Origin of the sequence: Sphingobium sp. CECT 9361, assembly GCF_918741285.1 — a bacterium.
Lineage (GTDB): Bacteria > Pseudomonadota > Alphaproteobacteria > Sphingomonadales > Sphingomonadaceae > Sphingobium.
In genome coordinates, this window is record NZ_CAKKNC010000007.1 from 25,640 (window position 1) to 43,086 (window position 17,447).

The window sequence follows — 17,447 nt, forward strand, 5'->3', positions numbered from 1 at the left end:
TAGGCGCCATGGCGATCACTCCCATCAGCGAACTGAACGACCGCGCACGGGACGTCTTTCGTCTGGTCGTGGAAAATTATCTGGGTAATGGCATGCCCGTGGCTTCCCGCACCATCGCGCGGCTGGCCACGCTCAACCTCTCCCCTGCCTCGATCCGCAACGTGATGCAGGATTTGGAAGAACTTGGCCTGCTGGCCGCGCCCCACACCTCCGCCGGTCGTCTGCCCACCGAAACGGGCCTGCGCCTTTTTGTCGATGGCATGATGCAGGCCGCCGAACCCTCGGCAGAAGAACGCCGCGCCATAGAAGCGCGCGTCGGCGAAAGCGGCCCGATCGAAGATGCGCTCTCCGCCGCCACGCTCGCGCTGTCAGGCCTGTCCGCCTGTGCTGGCATCGTCATGGTGCCCAAACGCGAACCGATATTGCGGCAATTCAGCTTCGTCGGCCTTGGCGATGGTCAGGCACTTGCCATTCTGGTGGCGCAGGATGGCTCGGTCGAAAATCGCGTGGTGCAATTGCCCCTCGGCATTACCCCGTCGATGCTTACCGAAGCCGCCAATTATATGTCGGATCGGCTGGGTGGCCTGACCCTGCGCCAGGCGCAGGCGTTAATGGCACAGGAACTCGACTCCGATCGCCGCATGCTGGACGGCGCTGCGCGCGAACTCATCGATCGCGGCCTCGCCATCTGGTCGGCAGACAGCGAAAACCGTCCCGTTCTCATCGTGCGCGGTCAAGCGAACCTGATCGACGAGACTGCCTCGGCGGACTTGGAACGGGTGCGCCAGTTGCTCGACGAGCTGGAAGGAAAGCAGGAAATTTCCCGCCTCCTTGAAAGCGCGCTGGCGGGCACCGCGACCAAGATATTCATCGGATCGGAAAACAAGCTCTTTTCCCTGTCCGGTTCATCGGTCATAGCCGCGCCCTACCGCGCCGGCGATGGCCGCGTCGTTGGCGTGGTCGGGGTGATCGGCCCCACACGCTTGAACTATGCGCGGGTGATCCCCATGGTGGATTTCACTGCGCAGACCCTGTCGAGATTGATGAGATGACTGAAGAAACAATGAACGAAAACACCGCCGAAACCGCAGTCGAAGAAGCGGCAGCACCAGAGGAAACCAATCCGTTGGACGCACAAATCGCCGCGCTTGAGGAAGAAGTCGCCGTTGCGAAGCAGGACGTGCTTTACGCCCATGCCGAAACGCAGAACGTCCGTCGTCGGCTCGAAAAGGAACTGATCGACGCGCGCGCTTATGCCGCGACCGGCTTTGCCCGCGACATGCTGACCATCGCCGACAATCTGTCGCGTGCGCTCGCTGCCATCCCAGCGGACATGCGCGAAGATGAAAAGATGAAGGGTCTGGTCGTCGGCCTCGAAGCCACCGGCCGCGAACTCGAAAGCGTGTTCCGCAAGAACGGCATCGAAAAGATCGAAGCCATGGGGCAAGCGCTCGACCCCAACAAGCATCAGGCGATGGTGGAAATCCCCTCCCCCGATGCCACACCCGGCACCGTCGTGCAGGAAATGCAGGCTGGCTACATGATCAAGGACCGCCTCTTGCGCCCTGCCTTCGTAGGCGTTGCCAAAGCGGCTGAATAAACGCAGCTTTTCAGGTTGTAAAAACGGCGGTGGTCCCAAAGGATCGCCGCCGTTTTTGTATCGGAGCGCTCCGCCCCACCCTGTCCGTCATCCCAGCGAAAGCTGGGATCTCAGGCAACGACGTCCAACACAGCAGCCCAACACCCCAGCCTTCGCCGACGTAACGGACACATAGCAAAATTATTCTACGATATATCTTGACTGCTCATTTATAAGATATATCTTGATCGCATCAAGAACGCTTATCAAGGAACCACAATGCGATTCTCGGAACATCCTCACTCCCACCACCACGGCCATGGCCGCTTCGCCATCGGTCGCCACGCCGGGGAAGGCCGCCATCGCGGCGGCGGTCGCTTCGGCGGCGATCCAATGGGCGGAGGCGGCCCCCGCGGCACTCGTCGTCGTCTGTTCGATGCCAGCGAGCTTAAGCTCATCCTGCTCCACCTGATCGCCGAAAACCCCCGCCACGGCTACGATCTGATCCGCGCCATCGAGGGTCTGACAGGCGGTGCCTATGCCCCCAGCCCCGGCGTCGTCTATCCCATGCTGACCATGCTGGCGGACATGGACCTGATCGCCGAACAGCCCGGCGAAGGCACCAAAAAGCTCTTCGGAATCACTTCGCAGGGATCGACTTATTTGGAAGAGAACCGCAACGACGCCCTCGACGCGCTCGGTCGGCTCGACATCCTCGCCAAGCGCGCCGAACGCACCGACGGCGCCCCCATCCGCCGCGCCATGGATAATCTCAAAATGGCGCTCCACAACCGGCTGAGCGGCGACAATGCCGATGCCGACACCGTCCTCAACGTCGCGGCCCTCATCGACGAAGCCGCCAGCAAGATCGAAAGGCTGAAGTAATGGCCCAGGCACAAGCCACCGTCCCGACCGAAAACGGCAGCAAATATCTCCAGCAACTGTGCAAGCACTGGAGCCACAAGTTCCCGGTCGACTTCGATACGCAAAAGGGGACCATCACCTTCCCCAACGCCATGGCAACCATGGAAGCTGGCCCCGACACGCTACTTGTGAAAGTCGAAGCGCCCGAAGCGGATACAGTCGACCGGATGAAAGGCGTGGTCGCCGATCACCTCAACCGCTTCGCCTTCCGGGAGGCTCCGCTGCCGTTTAACTGGTTTTAGGTGTCGACTTATTTACTTCGGTAAGCCGTGGATGGTCTGTCCATACACGTTGCCCGCCGGTGTGTACCGGCACACCAGATAGTCGTCGGTCTCGTTCGATGCGACACCGCAACCGATGGTAGTCGTGCTCTGCCAGATCATCTGGGTATAATGCCCCACGTCCCGCCAGTCGCCCGTTGTGCTGTAATCCGGCACCGGGCGATGCCGGTAATACCGTTTCTCGGCAATCCAGGCGTCGGCCATCTCCTCATAGGTAAAGCCCCCGCGCGATCCCATCCATAGGTTCTCGCCCTGCGAAGTCGGCCGACTGGCGCGGGTACTGTGCTCAAACTTGCGAAGCCGCGCGAGTTCGCGCGCATAGGCCGTCGCCTGCGCCGCCAGCCCGGCGTCCCATGCCACCGGTGCGATCCCGATCCGCTTGCGCTCGTCATTATGCAGGTCGAGCATTACCGCCTGCAACAGCCGCTCCCTGCGTGGGCGCGGTCGATCCGGCTCGTCCCATCGCGACTGAATATCCCTCTGGCGATCCGTCTGCGCCTTTGCGCTCATCGGCATAATCGCAAGCCCAAGTAGCCACCACCCCAAATTCCGCATACAGACCCCGCATCATGTCCGCGCACCTTGCCCCGCTATCGATGAACAAGCCCCTAACGACCGAGGCAGGCCCGACCGGCGACCTGGCGCTCTACATCCACTGGCCCTTCTGCGTTTCGAAATGCCCCTATTGCGACTTCAACAGCCACGTCCGCGACAGCATCGATCATGCCGCGTGGCAATCGGCCTTGCTGGCCGACATGGCCCATGAAGCGGCACTGACGCCGGGGCGCAGGCTCAGCTCGATCTTCTTCGGCGGCGGCACGCCATCGCTGATGCCACCATCCATCGCCGCCGCCCTGATCGCCGCAGCGCAGCGCCACTGGACCTTCGCGCCAGACATAGAAATCACGCTGGAAGCCAATCCCAGTTCGGTCGAAGCCGCCCGCTTTGCCGACCTCGCCGCAGCAGGCGTCAACCGTGTCTCGCTGGGCCTTCAGGCACTGGACGACACTGCCTTGCGCTTTCTGGGTCGCGCTCACGATGTCACCGAAAGCCTCGCTGCCCTCGACACCGCACAACAGGTCTTCGACCGCGTAACCTTCGACCTGATCTACGCTCGCCCCGGCCAGAGCGAAACCGACTGGCAGACCGAACTCACCCGCGCGCTGGCGTTCGGCACCGGCCACCTTTCGCTCTATCAACTCACGATAGAACCCGGCACCCGCTTCGAATCCATGGTCCGCAAAGGCGATTTCCCTGCTCCCGACCCGGATCACGGCGCGACCCTTTACGAGCTAACGCAGGCCATGACCGAAGCGGCAGGGCTCCCCGCCTACGAAATCAGCAACCACGCCCGCCCCGGACAGGAAAGCCGCCACAACCTTACTTACTGGCGCTACGGCGATTATGTCGGCATCGGCCCCGGCGCGCATGGACGCCGCAACGGCATCGCCACCCAGCGGCACAAGAAGCCGGAAAACTGGATGGCCGCGGTCGATCGCAACGCGCACGGCCTAAAAAGCGAAGACATCCTCTTGCCGGAGGACCGCGGCACCGAGGCTCTGCTGATGGGTTTGCGCTTGCGCGAAGGCGTCGATCTGGAGCGCATCGCGGCGATGTCGGGCGTTGCACGGGAAGCGTTATTGAACGACGATGCGGTCTTCCACCTATCGGCTTTAGGCCTCGTAAAAGCGGAAGGCCAACGCCTCACGGTACTCCCGCCCGGTATGCTCCTCCTCGATGCAATCCTGCCCCAGATCGTGGTATAGCATCCCCGTCATGCCCGCCGCCCAATCCCTGATCGAAGACTGGCGCCGCCATCTCGCGCAGGACCGACGGCGCTCGGTCCATACCGTCCGGGCCTATATCGCCACGGCGGAGCGGCTGGTGGCTTTCCTGCAAGAGCATCAGGGCGCCAGCGTCACCCGCAACGCCCTGACCACCTTGGCTGCCGCCGACATCCGAAGCTTCCTAGCCGAACGGCGCAGCACAGACGACATCGGCAACCTCTCCACCGCGCGCGAATTGTCCGCTATCCACGGCTTCCTCCGCTTCGTGGGCGGAGAAGGCGGGAGCATACCGACCCTCAAAGGCCCGCGCGTCAAACGCGGCGTCCCCCGCCCCATCTCGCCCGACGATGTGATCGCGCTGGCGCACGACATTGCCGACACCGCCCGCGACGGCTGGATCGGCGCTCGCGACTGGGCCGTGCTCCTCCTGCTCTATGGCGCAGGCCTGCGCATCGGGGAGGCGATGGCGCTGACCGGCGCAATACTCCCACTCGAAACCACGCTGCGCGTCACCGGCAAGCGCAACAAGACCCGTATAGTCCCGCTACTGCCGCAAGTGCGCGAGGCTATCGATGCCTATCTCGCCGTCTGCCCCTATCCCGCTATACCGGACGAACCCCTGTTCCGCGGCGCTCGTGGCGGCCCGCTCTCCCCCGCCCTCATCCGCCGCGCGGTACAGGGTGCCCGCGGTCGACTAGGCCTCTCGGAACGTACGACGCCCCACGCCCTGCGCCACAGCTTCGCCACACATCTGCTGGGACGCGGAGCGGATCTACGGTCGCTTCAGGAACTGCTTGGCCACGCCAGCCTGTCCTCGACGCAAGTCTATACCGAAGTCAACGCCGCGCATCTGCTGGACGTCTATCGCAACGCCCATCCCCGCGCTTAGAGGTCACTCGTCCTTAACAGTCGAAGGTCGCCAGGTTATCAACCGATACACATAGAACAGCCCCGCCAGCACGACCGTAACCGTCGCCGCCGGGCCGATATAGGTATCGATCTCCTTGAAATTCGCGCCCAGAATGTATCCCGCATAGGCAAGGATGACATTCCAAATCAACGACCCAGATGCAGTCCACAGCAAGAACCGGACATGCCCCATACGGAACAATCCCGCTGGCAAGGACACCATTGTCCGCAGCGCGGGCATGAAGCGGAACACGAACACGATGGCCTGCCCATAGCGTGCGAACACGCCGTTGATCGCCTCGACATCGCGCCATTCCAGCGTAGCCCAGCGACCGTAGCGATCTACCAGCGGCTTTAACCTCTGGATGCCAAGTTTCCGCCCAATCAGATACCAGAAATAATTGCCAACAGTCGTGCCTGCCGTCCCGAATAGCAGCAACGGCGCCATAGCCATCTGCCCCTGCCCAACGCGGATGCCACCGATCCCCATGATGATTTCCGACGGAATCGGGGGAAATACGTTTTCCAGCACCATCAGGAACGCAATGCCCCAATAGCCGCCTGCATCGATCAGATGGAAAATCCAGTCGGTCATCGAACCATCGGCGGGCAGCGCGCGCCGTTACGCCTGCGCAGCCAGCCGGGCGTCAATAGCGTCCCAGATCATCCCGCCCGTATCTGTCCCGTCAAACGCATCGATAGACACGATGCCGGTCGGTGAGGTGACGTTGATCTCAGTCAGCCACTCGCCTCCGATCACGTCGATACCGACGAACAGCAGCCCGCGCTTTTTCAGCTCGGGCCCCATCGCAGCGCAGATTTCCCGTTCGCGCTCGGTCAATTCGGTCTTCGCCGCCGATCCGCCGACGGCAAGGTTCGATCGGATTTCGCCCTTGCCGGGAATCCGGTTCACTGCGCCCGCTACTTCGCCATCGATCAGCACGATACGCTTGTCGCCGCTAGCGACGCCGGGAATGAAGGCTTGAACCATGAAAGGCTCGACCCACGAAGCATTAAAGAGTTCCACGAGCGCCGAAAGATTGGCGCCGTTCTTGCCCACATGAAACACCGCCGTCCCGGCATTGCCATAAAGCGGCTTCACGACGATTTCGCCATGCTCGGCAAGGAAGCTGCGCGTTTCCTCCAGGCTGCGGGTAATCATCGTGGGTGGCATGAAGCGGGCGTAATCCAGCACGAACACCTTCTCCGGCGCGTTCCGCACAGCAGCAGGGTCATTGACCACCAGCGTCTCGCCTTGGATGCGTTCGAGCAAATGCGTCGCGGTAATATATGACAGGTCGAACGGCGGGTCCTGCCGCATCAGCACCACGTCAATATCGCGGCCAAGGTCCAGCCGGACCGGATCGCCAAATGTGAAATGATCCCCCTGTACCTTGCGCACTTCAACCGGGCGGGCATGGGCGATCACCCGTCCTTCGCGCATCGAAAGGTCCGGCGCGAGATAATGGAACAGCTTATGCCCCCGCGCCTGCGCAGCCAGCATGATGTGGAAAGTCGAATCCCCGGCGATCTTGATCGATTCCATCGGGTCCATCTGCACGGCGACATTAAGGCTGGTCATAAAACTAATCCGTTCGGTTTCGGGAAGGAGGTGTCACCCTCCATGCCAGACGTTGACCAAATGGCGCGGCGGTCGCCCCGGCGCAAGGAGCATCACGTCGATTCGCATGTCGTCGCCCGGCTGGCAGTAGGTTGCAGCGAGTACTTCCGCAGCCGCAGCGACCCGCGTCAGACGTCGCTCGTCTATTGCAAAGTCCAGCTCAGCCACACTGCTACGCGCCTTAACCTCAACAAATGCGACGATTCCTGGCTTGCGTACAACCAAATCGACTTCCCCAAGCGGCGTGCGCGCCCGTCGCGCCAATATCTGCCAACCTTTCAACCGCAGCCACCAGCCACAGATGCGCTCCGCCTGCCGCCCGCGCTTCTCCGCTGCCTGCCGGCTCATCCTTTGAGCACCATCGCCCGCGCATAGAGTTCGCGACGATCCAGTCCCAAGGCCTTGGCCACTTCGCCCGCAGCCTTCGACACTGGCAACCGCGCCATCGCTTCGATCAGCGCCGCATCGGCGTCGTCCTGCGTCGCGGGAGGCGCTTCGCCCGGCGGACCGACGATCACCACGATCTCGCCCTTGGGGGGCGAATCGGCGTAGCGCTGGGAAAGCTCGGCCAGAGTGCCGGTTACCGTTTCCTCGAATCGCTTGCTAATTTCCCGCACCACCGCCGCTTCGCGATCCCCCAACCCATCGGCCATCGCCGCTAGACTGTCCGACAGACGCGGGCCGCTTTCGTAGAAGATCAGTGTCGCCCGCAACGCCGCCACTTCGGCCAGCGTATCGCCACGCGCCTTCGCCTTGGACGGCAAGAACCCCATGAAGAGAAATCGGTCGGTGGGAAGGCCGCTCAGCGTCAGTGCCACGATGGCGGCGCTTGGCCCGGGCAGACTGGTGACGAACCGCCCCGCGGCTCGCGCATCGCGCACGAGCTTATACCCTGGATCGGAGATCAGCGGGGTTCCCGCGTCGGACAGCAACGCCACGACCTCACGCGCCATCCGGTCGATCAGCCGTTGGCGCAGCGTGTCGTTGCTATGGTCGTGATAGGGGACCATCGGCCGGTCGGAACCCGCCGCGCGGAGCAGTTTCGCGCTGACCCGTGTGTCTTCCACGGCGACAACATCGGCCTTGCGCAATATTTCTGCTGCGCGCGGGCTAAGGTCAGCAAGGTTGCCGATAGGCCCCGCGACGATATAAAGGCCCGGTTCGAGAGGGGAATCCGTCGAGGCGGATTCATGAGAAGCAGTTTCCATAAGGACGCCAGATGACAGAGACGGATGCCGGACCGCAAGCAGGCATATTGCCGGTGATGAAACGCAGCGCGCGAATAATGTTCGCTGCAGCCGCCCTGATGGTGGCAGGATGCCAGACGATCATACCGCGTGGCGAGCAGCCGACAGGCCCCACGCCCACGCAATCGACCGAACCCGACACCGTTCAACAAGGCTTGCCGACCGATACGCAGCGGCATCGCGTCGCTCTGCTCGTTCCCATGAGCGGCGCGAATGCGGGCGTGGGCCAGTCCATCGCGAACGCCACCACGCTGGCGATGCTCGATACCAAGACCGAAAAAGTCCGAATCACTACTTACGACACCAACCTCGGTGCCGCCGCCGCTGCAAGCCGCGCACTGGCGGAAGGCAACCGCCTGATCCTCGGCCCGTTGATGGCAGAGGACGCCCGCATCGTCGGCCCCATCGCGCAGAAGGCTGGCGTCCCGGTCATCAGCTTCTCCAACGACAGCAGCGTCGCCGGGAACGGCGTCTACCTGCTGGGCTATAACACCAACCAGTCGATCGAGCGCGTCGTAACCTTTGCCAAGTCGAAGGGGATGAACAGCTTCGCCGCTCTTGTGCCGCGCGGCACCTATGGCGAACGCGCAGGAACGTCGATGCTCCGGGCGGTAGAGAGCGCAGGCGGCACGGTGGTATCGATGCAGCCTTTCGATCGCTCACCCGGATCGATCACGGCGGCGGTCAAGAAACTCGATGCAGCTTCGGCTTATGATGCCGTGCTGATCGCCGATGGCGGCCGCGTCGCGATGCAGGCCGCGCCTGTTCTGCGCAAAAGCGTGCATGGTGCCAAAGCGCGGGTACTGGGCACCGAACTGTGGAACACCGAAAGCGCCATCGCCGGCGCGCCCGCCCTGCAAGGCGCGTGGTTCGCGGCAGTATCCGACGGCCTCTATCGCCAGCTTGCCACCCGCTACCGCGCACGCTTCGGCAGCACACCCTTCCGTCTGTCCTCGCTTGGCTATGACTCGGTGCTGCTGACGGTGCGGATTGCGCAGGACTGGAAAGTCGGCACGCCCTTCCCGGCCCGTCGGCTGTCCGATGCTGGCGGTTTCTCCGGCATCGACGGTGCCTTCCGCTTCACACGCGGCGGCATCGCCGAGCGTGCATTGGAGGTCAATCAGGTCAACAGCGGCAGCTTCGGCGTGGTTGATGCCGCCCCAAAGAGCTTCGGGGAGTAACGCCCTAGGCTCCCCTCCCTGCGAAGGGAGGGGAAAGGTCGCTTAGAGAATCGACTGACCCGTCTTTGCCCAATCCGCCATGAACCCGGCAATGCCCTTATCGGTCAGGACATGGTTGAACAGCGACTTGATGACGGCGGGCGGGGCGGTCATGACATCGGCGCCGATCTTCGCGCTTTCCAGCACATGGATCGGATGGCGCACGCTGGCGACCAGGATTTCGGTATCGAACGCATAGTTGTCGTAGATCAACCGAATGTCCTGGATCAACGCCATGCCGTCGAAGCCGTTGTCGTCATGACGGCCGACGAACGGCGAAATGAATGCCGCGCCAGCCTTTGCCGCCAACAGCGCCTGATTGGCGGAGAAGCACAGCGTCACATTGACCATCACGCCATCGTCCGACAGCGCCTTGCACGTCTTGAGGCCATCGATCGTCAACGGCACCTTGATGCAGACATTGTCGGCAATCTTCCGCAGGACGGCGGCTTCCTTCATCATCGTTTCATGGTCAAGCGCGATGACTTCGGCGGACACTGGCCCCTCGACGATGCCGCAGATTTCCTCGACCACTTCGACGAACTTGCGGCCCGACTTGGCGATCAGTGAAGGATTAGTGGTAACGCCATCCAGAAGGCCCGTGGCGGCCAGATCGCGAATTTCGGCGGTATCTGCGGTGTCGACGAAGAATTTCATGGGTCTGGCCCCTCTTGCTGGCTGATTCGATGGCGACGCTATAGGCGCGCAAACCCCCTTGGGGTAGGGCACAGATCATGACTCGCGCCCGCGTCCTCATCCTTAATGCCGCGCTTGGCCCGCTCGACTATCGTGTACCGCACGGCATGAGCGTCGAGCCGGGCAGCATCGTCGTCGCGCCTTTGGGGCCGCGCCAACTGGTCGGTGTGGTATGGGATGAGGGCAGCTTTCCCGACATCGAAACGGTCGGGGACAATCGCCTCCGCCCGCTGCTGGGGACGATGGATGCACCGCCGATCCCTGCGCCTCTCCGTCGACTGATCGAATGGACGGCCGACTACTACATGGCGCCTCCCGCTGCTGTGCTGCGGATGGCGCTGGCGTCGCACTCCGCGCTGGAAGGTACACGCACCACCATCGAATATCGCGCGACCGGCAATGTGCCCGAACGCCTAACCGACCAACGCGCCAAGGCGCTGGAACGGATCGGCGAGCGACAGGGGCTGGTGCGCGAACTCGCTGCCATCGGTGGCGTATCGGATGCCGTGATCCGGGGGTTGATAAAGGCCGGGGCCTTCGAACCCATCGAGGTCAGCACTGACACCCCCTTCCCCGATCCCGACCCGGACTTCGCGCCACCAGACCTGTCCGAAGAACAAGCCGCAGCAGCCGAACAGTTGATCGACGCCGTCGCCGCGCAGGACTTTCACCCTTTCCTGCTCGACGGCGTAACAGGTTCGGGCAAGACCGAAGTCTATTTCGAAGCCATTGCCCGCGCCTTGCGGAACGGACGGCAGGTTCTCGTGCTGCTTCCCGAAATCGCGCTGACCGAACCCTTTCTCGACCGTTTCACCAAGCGATTCGGCGTGGAACCCGTCGCTTGGCACAGCGGCCTGCGTTCGTCGGAGCGCCGCCGGGCTTGGCGGGCCATTGCCACGGGGCAGGCGAAGGTTGTCGTCGGCGCGCGCTCTGCCCTGTTTCTGCCCTATCCAAAGCTGGGCGTCATCGTCGTCGACGAGGCGCATGAGACCAGCTTCAAGCAAGAGGACGGGGTTCACTATCATGCCCGCGATGTCGCCGTGATGCGCGGGCTTATGGAGAAGTGCCCGGTCATCCTTGCCTCCGCGACCCCGGCCATCGAGACGCGGCATCAGGTAGAGGTCGGACGCTATACCGAGATCAAATTGCCTGCCCGCTTCGGTGGGGCGGTGATGCCCGAAATCATCGGCCTCAACCTGCTCACCCATCCGCCGGAGCGGGGTCGCTGGATCGCGCCATTGCTCGTCACCGCGATCGACGAGGCACTGGAAAAAGGCGAGCAGGCACTGCTGTTCCTCAACCGGCGCGGCTATGCGCCGCTGACCTTGTGCCGTCATTGCGGATACCGATTTCAGTGCCCCAATTGCACTGCGTGGATGGTCGAGCATCGGTTGACCCGCCGCCTCGCCTGCCACCATTGCGGCCATGTAATCCCGGTGCCGAAGGCCTGCCCGGACTGCAAGACGGAGGACGCGCTTGTCCCATGCGGTCCCGGCGTCGAGCGGATTGCCGACGAAGTCGCGGCGCTCTGGCCCGAAGCACGCACCGTTATCGCCACGTCCGACACACTGTGGTCCCCCGCCCGCGCCGCCGATTTCGTCCGGAGCGTGGAGGGTGGCGCCGTCGATATTATCGTCGGCACGCAGCTTATCACCAAAGGCTATCATTTTCCCAACCTGACGCTCGTCGGCGTGATCGACGCCGACTTGGGATTGGAAGGCGGAGATCTGCGCGCTTCGGAGCGGACCTTTCAGCAGATCGTCCAAGTGTCCGGCCGTGCCGGACGCGGCGCAAAGCCGGGGCGGGTCTATATCCAGACACGGATGCCTGACGCGCCGGTCATCAAGGCGCTCATCAGCGGCGACACCGAAGCCTTCTACGCCACCGAAACCGCCAGCCGTCGCCATGCCCATGCCCCACCTTTCGGTCGCTTCGCCGCCATCATTATATCCAGCGAAGACCCTGCCGAAGCTACCGACATAGCTCGCCAGATCGGCAGGAGCGCGCCGGAGATAGAGGGGATGCGCGTCTACGGACCCGCTCCCGCCCCGCTCGCCGTCCTGCGCGGTCGCCACCGCCACCGCCTCCTCGTCCACGCCACCCGCCAACTGGACGTGCAGAGCGCGATTCGGGAATGGCTGGGCAATGTTGTCTGGAAATCCGGCACCCGGGTAGCAGTCGATATCGACCCTTACAGTTTCATGTGATGACCATGCCCATTCCAACCCCGTGCACCAAGATCTGCGCGCTCGATGCGTTGAAGCGGCGCTGCGTCGGCTGCGGGCGAACGCTTGAGGAGATTGGGCGATGGTCGACTATGGCAGATGCCGAGCGACTGGCGATCATGGCGCGGCTAAAAGCCGACGCGCGTTAAGCCTTTCGCTCCGCTTCCAGCAGCTTTTCCTTGCGCTCCAGCCCGTAGGCGTAGCCGCCCAACGATCCGTCGGTGCGCAGAACCCGATGGCAGGGGACCAACACCGCCAGCACATTGTCGCCGCAGGCAGAGCCAGCGGCGCGGACGGCACCCGGTTTGCCGATGCTGGCCGCGACCTGGCTATAGGTGCGTGTCTCTCCTGCCGGGATGGCGCGCAGGGCATCCCACACGGCCTGCTGGAACGCCGTTCCCTGCACATCTACGGGGAGGTTTGCGGTTCGGGCCGGATTGTCCACCAGCGCGACGACTTCCGCCGCCAATGCCGCGAAATCGGCATCGGCGGGGCGGATGTCCGCCGCAGGGAAGCGGCGTCGCAGTTCCCCTTCATCTTCGTCGAAACTGATGCGGCACAGCCCCTTTTCGGTCGCCGCGATCAGAGTCGCGCCGAGGCTGCTTTGCACGATGGCATAGCGGATCGTGACCCCCGCTCCGCCTTTCTTCCATGCACTCGGCGTCATGCCCAGCCGCTGCCCGGCATCGGCATAGGCACGGCTGGGGGCGTTGTAGCCAGCATCGTAGATTGCGTCGGTCACGCGGTTGTCCTCCTCCAAAGCCGACTCCAGCCGGTCGGCGCGTAGCTTGCGAGCATAGGCAGCGGGCGTGACGCCTGTCGCCCGTTTGAACAGGCGGTGGAAATGATGCGGGGCATAGCCAACGGCCTGCGCCAAGGCATCGAGCGACAGCGGCTCCTCAGATAAGTCGATGAGCGAAAGTGCCTTGTCGACAGCCTGCCGGTCGCGGCCCACTTCGTCAGGGCGGCAGCGGAGGCAGGCACGATAACCCGACACGCGCGCGCTCTCCGCGTCTGAAAAGAATATTATATTACAACGACTTGGGTGTCTCGCCGGGCAGCTTGGTTTGCAATAGATACCTGTCGTCAGCACGGCCCCGACGAAGTGCCCGTCCATATCGCGGTCCCGCCGGGAGAAGGCCTCCCAGCAAGTATCGGGGTCCAGTGTTGGATGGATCATGGTCATTTCGCTCATCGACTTATCTTGCCCCGCGCGCCGCGCAAAGGCTTCCCGTGTCTTGCGTTCAAAGCGAAGACAACTCTTTCCCGTTTTACTTCGCGGCCAATGGCCATATGTATCGCGCCATATGACATCCCTTTTCCGCCGTTTCGCCGCCTTGCTGCTCCTGCTGGGCTTTGCCGCCACGGCCCGCGCCGATCAGATGGACCTGACCGCCGCTGCGCGTGGCGTGGTGCGCGTGGCTCTGGTCGCGACCGATGGCGCGGAAGCCTATTTCGTGGGGCATGGCAGCGGGCTGGTGGTCGCGCCGGACAAGGTGCTGACTAACGCGCATGTCGTGGAAATGACGCGCGAGGAAAAGAACATCGTCATCGGCGTCGTCCCATCGGAGGGCAAGAAAAGCTATGGCGGGAAAGTGATCGCTTATTCCCCCGGCAACGACCTTGCGCTAATCCAGCTCGATCAGGGCCGCTTGCCACCCGCCACCTTCTACGCCGGTGCGGTGGCCGACGGGCAGCATGTTACTGCCATCGGCTATCCCGGCACGGTGGATCGGGCGCAGGGGCTGGGCCTCAAAGACATGGTCGAGCCGATGCAGCCGGTGAAGACGGGCGGCAATGTGTCGTCGGGCCGGTCTGGCAAGGCGTTCGACACGATCCTGCACACCGCGCCGCTGGCATCGGGCAACAGCGGCGGCCCGCTGGTGGACGATTGCGGGCGAGTGCTGGGTCTCAACAGTTTCGGATCGATATCCGAAGGTAACGATGCCGAATTCGGCTTTGCAGTGTCGAACCGCGAAATTGCTTCGTTCCTGCGGCAAGCCGGGGTCAGTTTCTCGCGTACATCCGCGCCGTGTCGCTCTCTTGCCGAAATCGACGAAGCAGAAGCACGCCGGATAGCGCAGGATGCCGCCAGCAAGGATGCCTCCGCCCGCACCGCCGCCGCTGCGCAGGATGCCGCCATGGCCAAGGCGCGCGATGCCGCCGAACAGGACGTGATATCGGCACGCGAGAATATCATGGCGCTGGCTGCCGTGCTGCTGGCACTGGCAGTGCTTGCGGCGGGCGCATCGGGTTTGACCTATACGCAAGGCAAGCAGAAGCCCTCGCTGTGGTTCGGCATCGGCGGCGGCGTGTTGCTCATCTCCGCTGCCCTCGCGTTTTTCCTGCGCCCCAGCTTTTCCAGCATCGAAGATCGCGTGGCCGCAGCCGCGCTCGATAGCGGCGCGGTGACGTCCACACAGACCATCGGCTATGCTGCGGCTGGCGACAATATATGCCGCATCGATGAGGCCCGCAGTCGTATCACGGTGTCGGAGACAACCGACGTTCCGCTCAACTGGACCGATACGGGCTGCGCCAATGGTCGTCGGCAATATCTGAAAGACGACACTGGCTGGATCAGCGTCAACAGCACGCCCGACGATGCCGCCATTGCTGTCACACGCTTCGATCCGGGGACGGGTGCCTTGAAGAACGAGCGGTATCTGGCCGATGCCGATACGCTGGAACGTGCACGCGCCATCCGTGCAACAACCGATGCGGGCGCCTGCACAACCGATACGGCTGCACTGGCGAAACTGGGCAGGATGCAGAACGATCTGCGGGCCATCCTGCCGCTGCAACCTAATGAGCGGCTGGTGTATCAATGCGGCAAGGGGAAGGTTCCTGAACAGTAGGCCCTAAGCAGCCTTGCGGACTTCGCCCGATAGGCGCGCAAATTCATCGCGCAAAATGTCCGATTGGCGGGCAATGTCATCCGCCGTCGCGAGCAGCCCCTGCGCTGCTGCGCGGACCTCTGTGGAACGATGCTGAAGCTCGGTCATGCCGTTCACCGCATCGCGCGATCCGTTCCGCACGGTGCCGAGGGCCGACACGATCTGGCGGCTTGAAGCGTTCTGGGACGCGATAGCGCGACCGATCTTGTTAGCGTTGTCGTCCAGCCCCGCCGCCATCGTTTCGACCAGCGAGACGCTGGCGAGCACATCGTCGCTGGTGGTGGCGATATGCTGCAGCCGTCCATCGATCTCTCCGGCGAGAGTCTGGGTTTGCTTGGCGAGTGCCTTCACTTCCTGTGCCACGACTGCGAAGCCGCGCCCCGCGTCGCCTGCCCGACTCGCTTCGATACTGGCATTGAGCGCCAGCATGTTCGTTTGCTGGGCAAGCCCGGTGATCTGATCGAGCGCGCCCCCGATATCCTGCACCAGTTCGTGCAGTGCGCGCGCATGGGTGCGATTTTCCTGGCTCTGGGCATAAACGCTGCCGGCCTGAACCCGCGCAGAGTCGACACTGATGTCGACATCGCTGACGATGGCCATCAACGCTCCGCTCGAATCCTCTATCTGCTTCATGCTATGCGCGATATTCTCGACATCGCGCGTCGCTTCCGATGCCATATGTTCCGACGAGGCCGAGGTTTGCGTCATCTGCTCGGCCATTGTGCGCATAGAGGCCGCAGCGGCGGCAAGCCCGCTGACAAGATCGGATAGTCCTGCTTCGAAACGCTGGAAGAGCGCGTCGAGGCGCCTGGCACGATGCGTTGCCGCTTCGGACGCGGCTTGTTCCATGGCACGCATATCGGCTTCGGCCTGATGGCGTGCCAATGCCTCGCGCCGGGCTTCATCTGCTCGCGCAGCCGCGGTGCCGATGGCCCGCGCAATATCGCCGATCTCGTCTACCCGATCATGATGCGGGACCGCCCGCGCGCCGTCTATGGCGTTTCCTGCCGTAAATGCCGCGATTTCCGTAAGGGGCTCCACGATATTGCGATGCGCGAACCGCAGTACGAGGAAGCCGATACCAATGCCCGCAATCAAGACGATGCCGATGACAAGTTGCGTCCCCCAACCGATCGTGCGCAACAGATCGCGCTCTCCATCGGCCAACTGACGCAAACCCTGCACATAGCGCTCCGAACCGACGAGCAATGGATCGACATGGGTGTAGAATGTGCCGGACAGAAAGAAATCGATCCCATCCCGGTCCTGCTTTTCCAGAAGCTGGATCAGCTCCTCGACCGCGCGATCGGCAGGGCCGCGCTCATCGATGATCTCCTGCCACTTTACCCCGCCCGCGGTTTCCGTCGCTGTACCTTCCAGTTGCCGCCAGTCATTGGCGATGATTTTCTGAACCGAACCGATGGCGCTCGCGCCGCCCTGCGGTGTCATATTGCCGCTGCGTACCTTGTTGGCGATGACCAGCACCTGCTCATAGCTGCTCATGGCATTTTGCAGGCGGCTCATCGGCGCCATGCGATTGTCGACCAGCCGTGCAAGGCCGATCTGGTTGATCGTCGAGGCCGCAAAGACCGAAAGCGTGAGGATCAGCAATAGAGATGCAAGAATGACGACCAGCAATCGCACGCGGTCGCCAAGGGACCGTCGTTCGCTCTGGAGCAGCCCTTGCCACCTGTCATGCAACGAAACCATAAACGCGCCACCCGCAATTCTTTCTTGTGGGCGCGATATGCATTGGCGGCTGATAAAAATAGGTTAACGACATCGGGGTTGGAAGGCGCAAGTCGCTGGAGAAAATGACTTAAAACCGTCATATTTCTGTCATGAAGCCGTTAACCTTTGCCTTGGATCGTGTCGCGCCATCGCCCGGTGAAATCAGTCTCAGGGCAGCCTGACATGCGCTTCTCTTTCCGACGATCCCCTACCTTTGGCCTATGCCGTCCAGTAATCTCTTGTGGCGTCTTGCATCGGGGCAACCCTCCTGCTAACCGGCCCCCACATCAGGGGGATGGGCAACCACCTCCCCTTCTTGGCATGTGTGCC

18 protein-coding genes are annotated in these 17,447 nt (G+C 62.8%); 10 read left to right on the plus strand and 8 right to left on the minus strand.

Annotated elements, in window-relative coordinates; genetic code table 11:
• Positions 1–8 precede the first annotated feature (8 nt).
• From hrcA to LQ220_RS11615, 4 genes are all read left to right on the plus strand, one after another.
• Positions 9–1,052 (plus strand): heat-inducible transcriptional repressor HrcA, encoded by a 1,044-nt coding sequence (gene hrcA, locus LQ220_RS11600; RefSeq protein ID WP_230188452.1) that lies wholly within the window; start codon positions 9–11, stop codon positions 1,050–1,052.
• On the plus strand, positions 1,049–1,600 hold the full coding sequence (gene grpE, locus LQ220_RS11605) for a nucleotide exchange factor GrpE (RefSeq protein WP_230188453.1): 552 nt from the start codon (positions 1,049–1,051) through the stop codon (positions 1,598–1,600). Before hrcA ends, grpE begins: the two co-directional genes overlap by 4 nt.
• Before the next feature lie 258 nt (positions 1,601–1,858).
• On the plus strand, positions 1,859–2,464 hold the full coding sequence (locus LQ220_RS11610) for a PadR family transcriptional regulator (protein ID WP_230188454.1): 606 nt from the start codon (positions 1,859–1,861) through the stop codon (positions 2,462–2,464).
• Positions 2,464–2,745 (plus strand): DUF2218 domain-containing protein, encoded by a 282-nt coding sequence (locus tag LQ220_RS11615; RefSeq protein ID WP_230188455.1) that lies wholly within the window; start codon positions 2,464–2,466, stop codon positions 2,743–2,745. The genes LQ220_RS11610 and LQ220_RS11615 overlap by 1 nt, the downstream gene beginning before the upstream one ends.
• 12 nt (positions 2,746–2,757) lie before the next feature.
• Here the strand turns inward: LQ220_RS11615 and LQ220_RS11620 are convergent, their stop codons facing one another.
• Positions 2,758–3,300: a CAP domain-containing protein gene (locus tag LQ220_RS11620; RefSeq protein WP_230188456.1), complete on the minus strand. Its 543-nt coding sequence runs from the start codon at positions 3,298–3,300 to the stop codon at positions 2,758–2,760.
• Positions 3,301–3,380: 80 nt separating this feature from the next.
• On the opposite strand from LQ220_RS11620, the gene hemW reads away from it, so the two are divergent.
• Positions 3,381–4,550 (plus strand): radical SAM family heme chaperone HemW, encoded by a 1,170-nt coding sequence (hemW, locus tag LQ220_RS11625; RefSeq protein WP_230188457.1) that lies wholly within the window; start codon positions 3,381–3,383, stop codon positions 4,548–4,550.
• Positions 4,551–4,560: 10 nt separating this feature from the next.
• Entirely contained in the window at positions 4,561–5,460 is a 900-nt protein-coding gene (locus LQ220_RS11630; protein ID WP_230188458.1) for a tyrosine recombinase XerC, read from the plus strand.
• Between the two features lie 3 nt (positions 5,461–5,463).
• On the opposite strand, the gene LQ220_RS11635 is transcribed toward LQ220_RS11630, so the two are convergent.
• Genes LQ220_RS11635 through rsmI form a run of 4 tightly spaced genes read right to left on the minus strand, consistent with a single transcriptional unit; the run spans position 5,464 to position 8,309 of the window.
• The gene (locus LQ220_RS11635) at positions 5,464–6,075 is read right to left on the minus strand and encodes a DedA family protein (RefSeq protein WP_230188459.1); all 612 of its coding nucleotides are present in this window, start codon (positions 6,073–6,075) and stop codon (positions 5,464–5,466) included.
• A gap of 27 nt (positions 6,076–6,102) precedes the next feature.
• Entirely contained in the window at positions 6,103–7,062 is a 960-nt protein-coding gene (gshB, locus tag LQ220_RS11640) for a glutathione synthase (RefSeq protein ID WP_230188460.1), read from the minus strand.
• Positions 7,063–7,095: 33 nt separating this feature from the next.
• The gene (locus tag LQ220_RS11645) at positions 7,096–7,449 is read right to left on the minus strand and encodes a YraN family protein (protein ID WP_230188461.1); all 354 of its coding nucleotides are present in this window, start codon (positions 7,447–7,449) and stop codon (positions 7,096–7,098) included.
• Entirely contained in the window at positions 7,446–8,309 is an 864-nt protein-coding gene (gene rsmI, locus LQ220_RS11650; RefSeq protein WP_230188462.1) for a 16S rRNA (cytidine(1402)-2'-O)-methyltransferase, read from the minus strand. Before rsmI ends, LQ220_RS11645 begins: the two co-directional genes overlap by 4 nt.
• Positions 8,310–8,365: 56 nt before the next feature.
• On the opposite strand from rsmI, the gene LQ220_RS11655 reads away from it, so the two are divergent.
• Positions 8,366–9,529: a penicillin-binding protein activator gene (locus tag LQ220_RS11655; protein ID WP_230188618.1), complete on the plus strand. Its 1,164-nt coding sequence runs from the start codon at positions 8,366–8,368 to the stop codon at positions 9,527–9,529.
• A gap of 42 nt (positions 9,530–9,571) precedes the next feature.
• Here LQ220_RS11655 and fsa read toward each other — a convergent pair whose 3' ends face one another.
• Positions 9,572–10,225, minus strand: coding sequence for a fructose-6-phosphate aldolase (fsa, locus tag LQ220_RS11660; RefSeq protein ID WP_230188463.1), 654 nt, complete (start codon positions 10,223–10,225; stop codon positions 9,572–9,574).
• A gap of 77 nt (positions 10,226–10,302) precedes the next feature.
• On the opposite strand from fsa, the gene LQ220_RS11665 reads away from it, so the two are divergent.
• A complete protein-coding gene (locus LQ220_RS11665) occupies positions 10,303–12,471 on the plus strand; it encodes a primosomal protein N' (RefSeq protein ID WP_230188464.1) in 2,169 nt (722 codons plus the stop codon).
• A gap of 5 nt (positions 12,472–12,476) precedes the next feature.
• Positions 12,477–12,638, plus strand: a complete 162-nt coding sequence (locus LQ220_RS11670; RefSeq protein WP_230188465.1) for a DUF1289 domain-containing protein — start codon at positions 12,477–12,479, stop codon at positions 12,636–12,638.
• Here LQ220_RS11670 and ada read toward each other — a convergent pair.
• The gene (gene ada, locus LQ220_RS11675; protein ID WP_230188466.1) at positions 12,635–13,684 is read right to left on the minus strand and encodes a bifunctional DNA-binding transcriptional regulator/O6-methylguanine-DNA methyltransferase Ada; all 1,050 of its coding nucleotides are present in this window, start codon (positions 13,682–13,684) and stop codon (positions 12,635–12,637) included. The two genes, LQ220_RS11670 and ada, sit on opposite strands and share 4 nt — an antisense overlap.
• Before the next feature lie 112 nt (positions 13,685–13,796).
• Here ada and LQ220_RS11680 point away from each other — a divergent pair, with 112 nt between their 5' ends.
• On the plus strand, positions 13,797–15,347 hold the full coding sequence (locus LQ220_RS11680; protein WP_230188467.1) for a serine protease: 1,551 nt from the start codon (positions 13,797–13,799) through the stop codon (positions 15,345–15,347).
• Positions 15,348–15,350: 3 nt separating this feature from the next.
• Here LQ220_RS11680 and LQ220_RS11685 read toward each other — a convergent pair whose 3' ends face one another.
• The gene (locus LQ220_RS11685) at positions 15,351–17,096 is read right to left on the minus strand and encodes a methyl-accepting chemotaxis protein (protein ID WP_230188468.1); all 1,746 of its coding nucleotides are present in this window, start codon (positions 17,094–17,096) and stop codon (positions 15,351–15,353) included.
• Positions 17,097–17,447 lie beyond the last annotated feature (351 nt).

Excerpts from the sequence above, each read along its gene's own strand:
- LQ220_RS11655 (WP_230188618.1), top strand. The coding sequence starts at position 8,366 with ATGAAACGCAGCGCGCGAATAATGTTCGCTGCAGCCGCCCTGATGGTG.
- grpE (WP_230188453.1), top strand. The coding sequence starts at position 1,049 with ATGACTGAAGAAACAATGAACGAAAACACCGCCGAAACCGCAGTCGAA.
- LQ220_RS11630 (WP_230188458.1), top strand. The coding sequence starts at position 4,561 with ATGCCCGCCGCCCAATCCCTGATCGAAGACTGGCGCCGCCATCTCGCG.
- hrcA (WP_230188452.1), top strand. The coding sequence starts at position 9 with ATGGCGATCACTCCCATCAGCGAACTGAACGACCGCGCACGGGACGTC.
- LQ220_RS11635 (WP_230188459.1), bottom strand. The coding sequence starts at position 6,075 with ATGACCGACTGGATTTTCCATCTGATCGATGCAGGCGGCTATTGGGGC.
- LQ220_RS11670 (WP_230188465.1), top strand. The coding sequence starts at position 12,477 with ATGCCCATTCCAACCCCGTGCACCAAGATCTGCGCGCTCGATGCGTTG.
- LQ220_RS11645 (WP_230188461.1), bottom strand. The coding sequence starts at position 7,449 with ATGAGCCGGCAGGCAGCGGAGAAGCGCGGGCGGCAGGCGGAGCGCATC.
- fsa (WP_230188463.1), bottom strand. The coding sequence starts at position 10,225 with ATGAAATTCTTCGTCGACACCGCAGATACCGCCGAAATTCGCGATCTG.
- LQ220_RS11610 (WP_230188454.1), top strand. The coding sequence starts at position 1,859 with ATGCGATTCTCGGAACATCCTCACTCCCACCACCACGGCCATGGCCGC.
- LQ220_RS11665 (WP_230188464.1), top strand. The coding sequence starts at position 10,303 with ATGACTCGCGCCCGCGTCCTCATCCTTAATGCCGCGCTTGGCCCGCTC.
- LQ220_RS11680 (WP_230188467.1), top strand. The coding sequence starts at position 13,797 with ATGACATCCCTTTTCCGCCGTTTCGCCGCCTTGCTGCTCCTGCTGGGC.
- hemW (WP_230188457.1), top strand. The coding sequence starts at position 3,381 with ATGAACAAGCCCCTAACGACCGAGGCAGGCCCGACCGGCGACCTGGCG.
- LQ220_RS11685 (WP_230188468.1), bottom strand. The coding sequence starts at position 17,096 with ATGGTTTCGTTGCATGACAGGTGGCAAGGGCTGCTCCAGAGCGAACGA.
- gshB (WP_230188460.1), bottom strand. The coding sequence starts at position 7,062 with ATGACCAGCCTTAATGTCGCCGTGCAGATGGACCCGATGGAATCGATC.
- LQ220_RS11615 (WP_230188455.1), top strand. The coding sequence starts at position 2,464 with ATGGCCCAGGCACAAGCCACCGTCCCGACCGAAAACGGCAGCAAATAT.
- LQ220_RS11620 (WP_230188456.1), bottom strand. The coding sequence starts at position 3,300 with ATGCCGATGAGCGCAAAGGCGCAGACGGATCGCCAGAGGGATATTCAG.
- rsmI (WP_230188462.1), bottom strand. The coding sequence starts at position 8,309 with ATGGAAACTGCTTCTCATGAATCCGCCTCGACGGATTCCCCTCTCGAA.
- ada (WP_230188466.1), bottom strand. The coding sequence starts at position 13,684 with ATGAGCGAAATGACCATGATCCATCCAACACTGGACCCCGATACTTGC.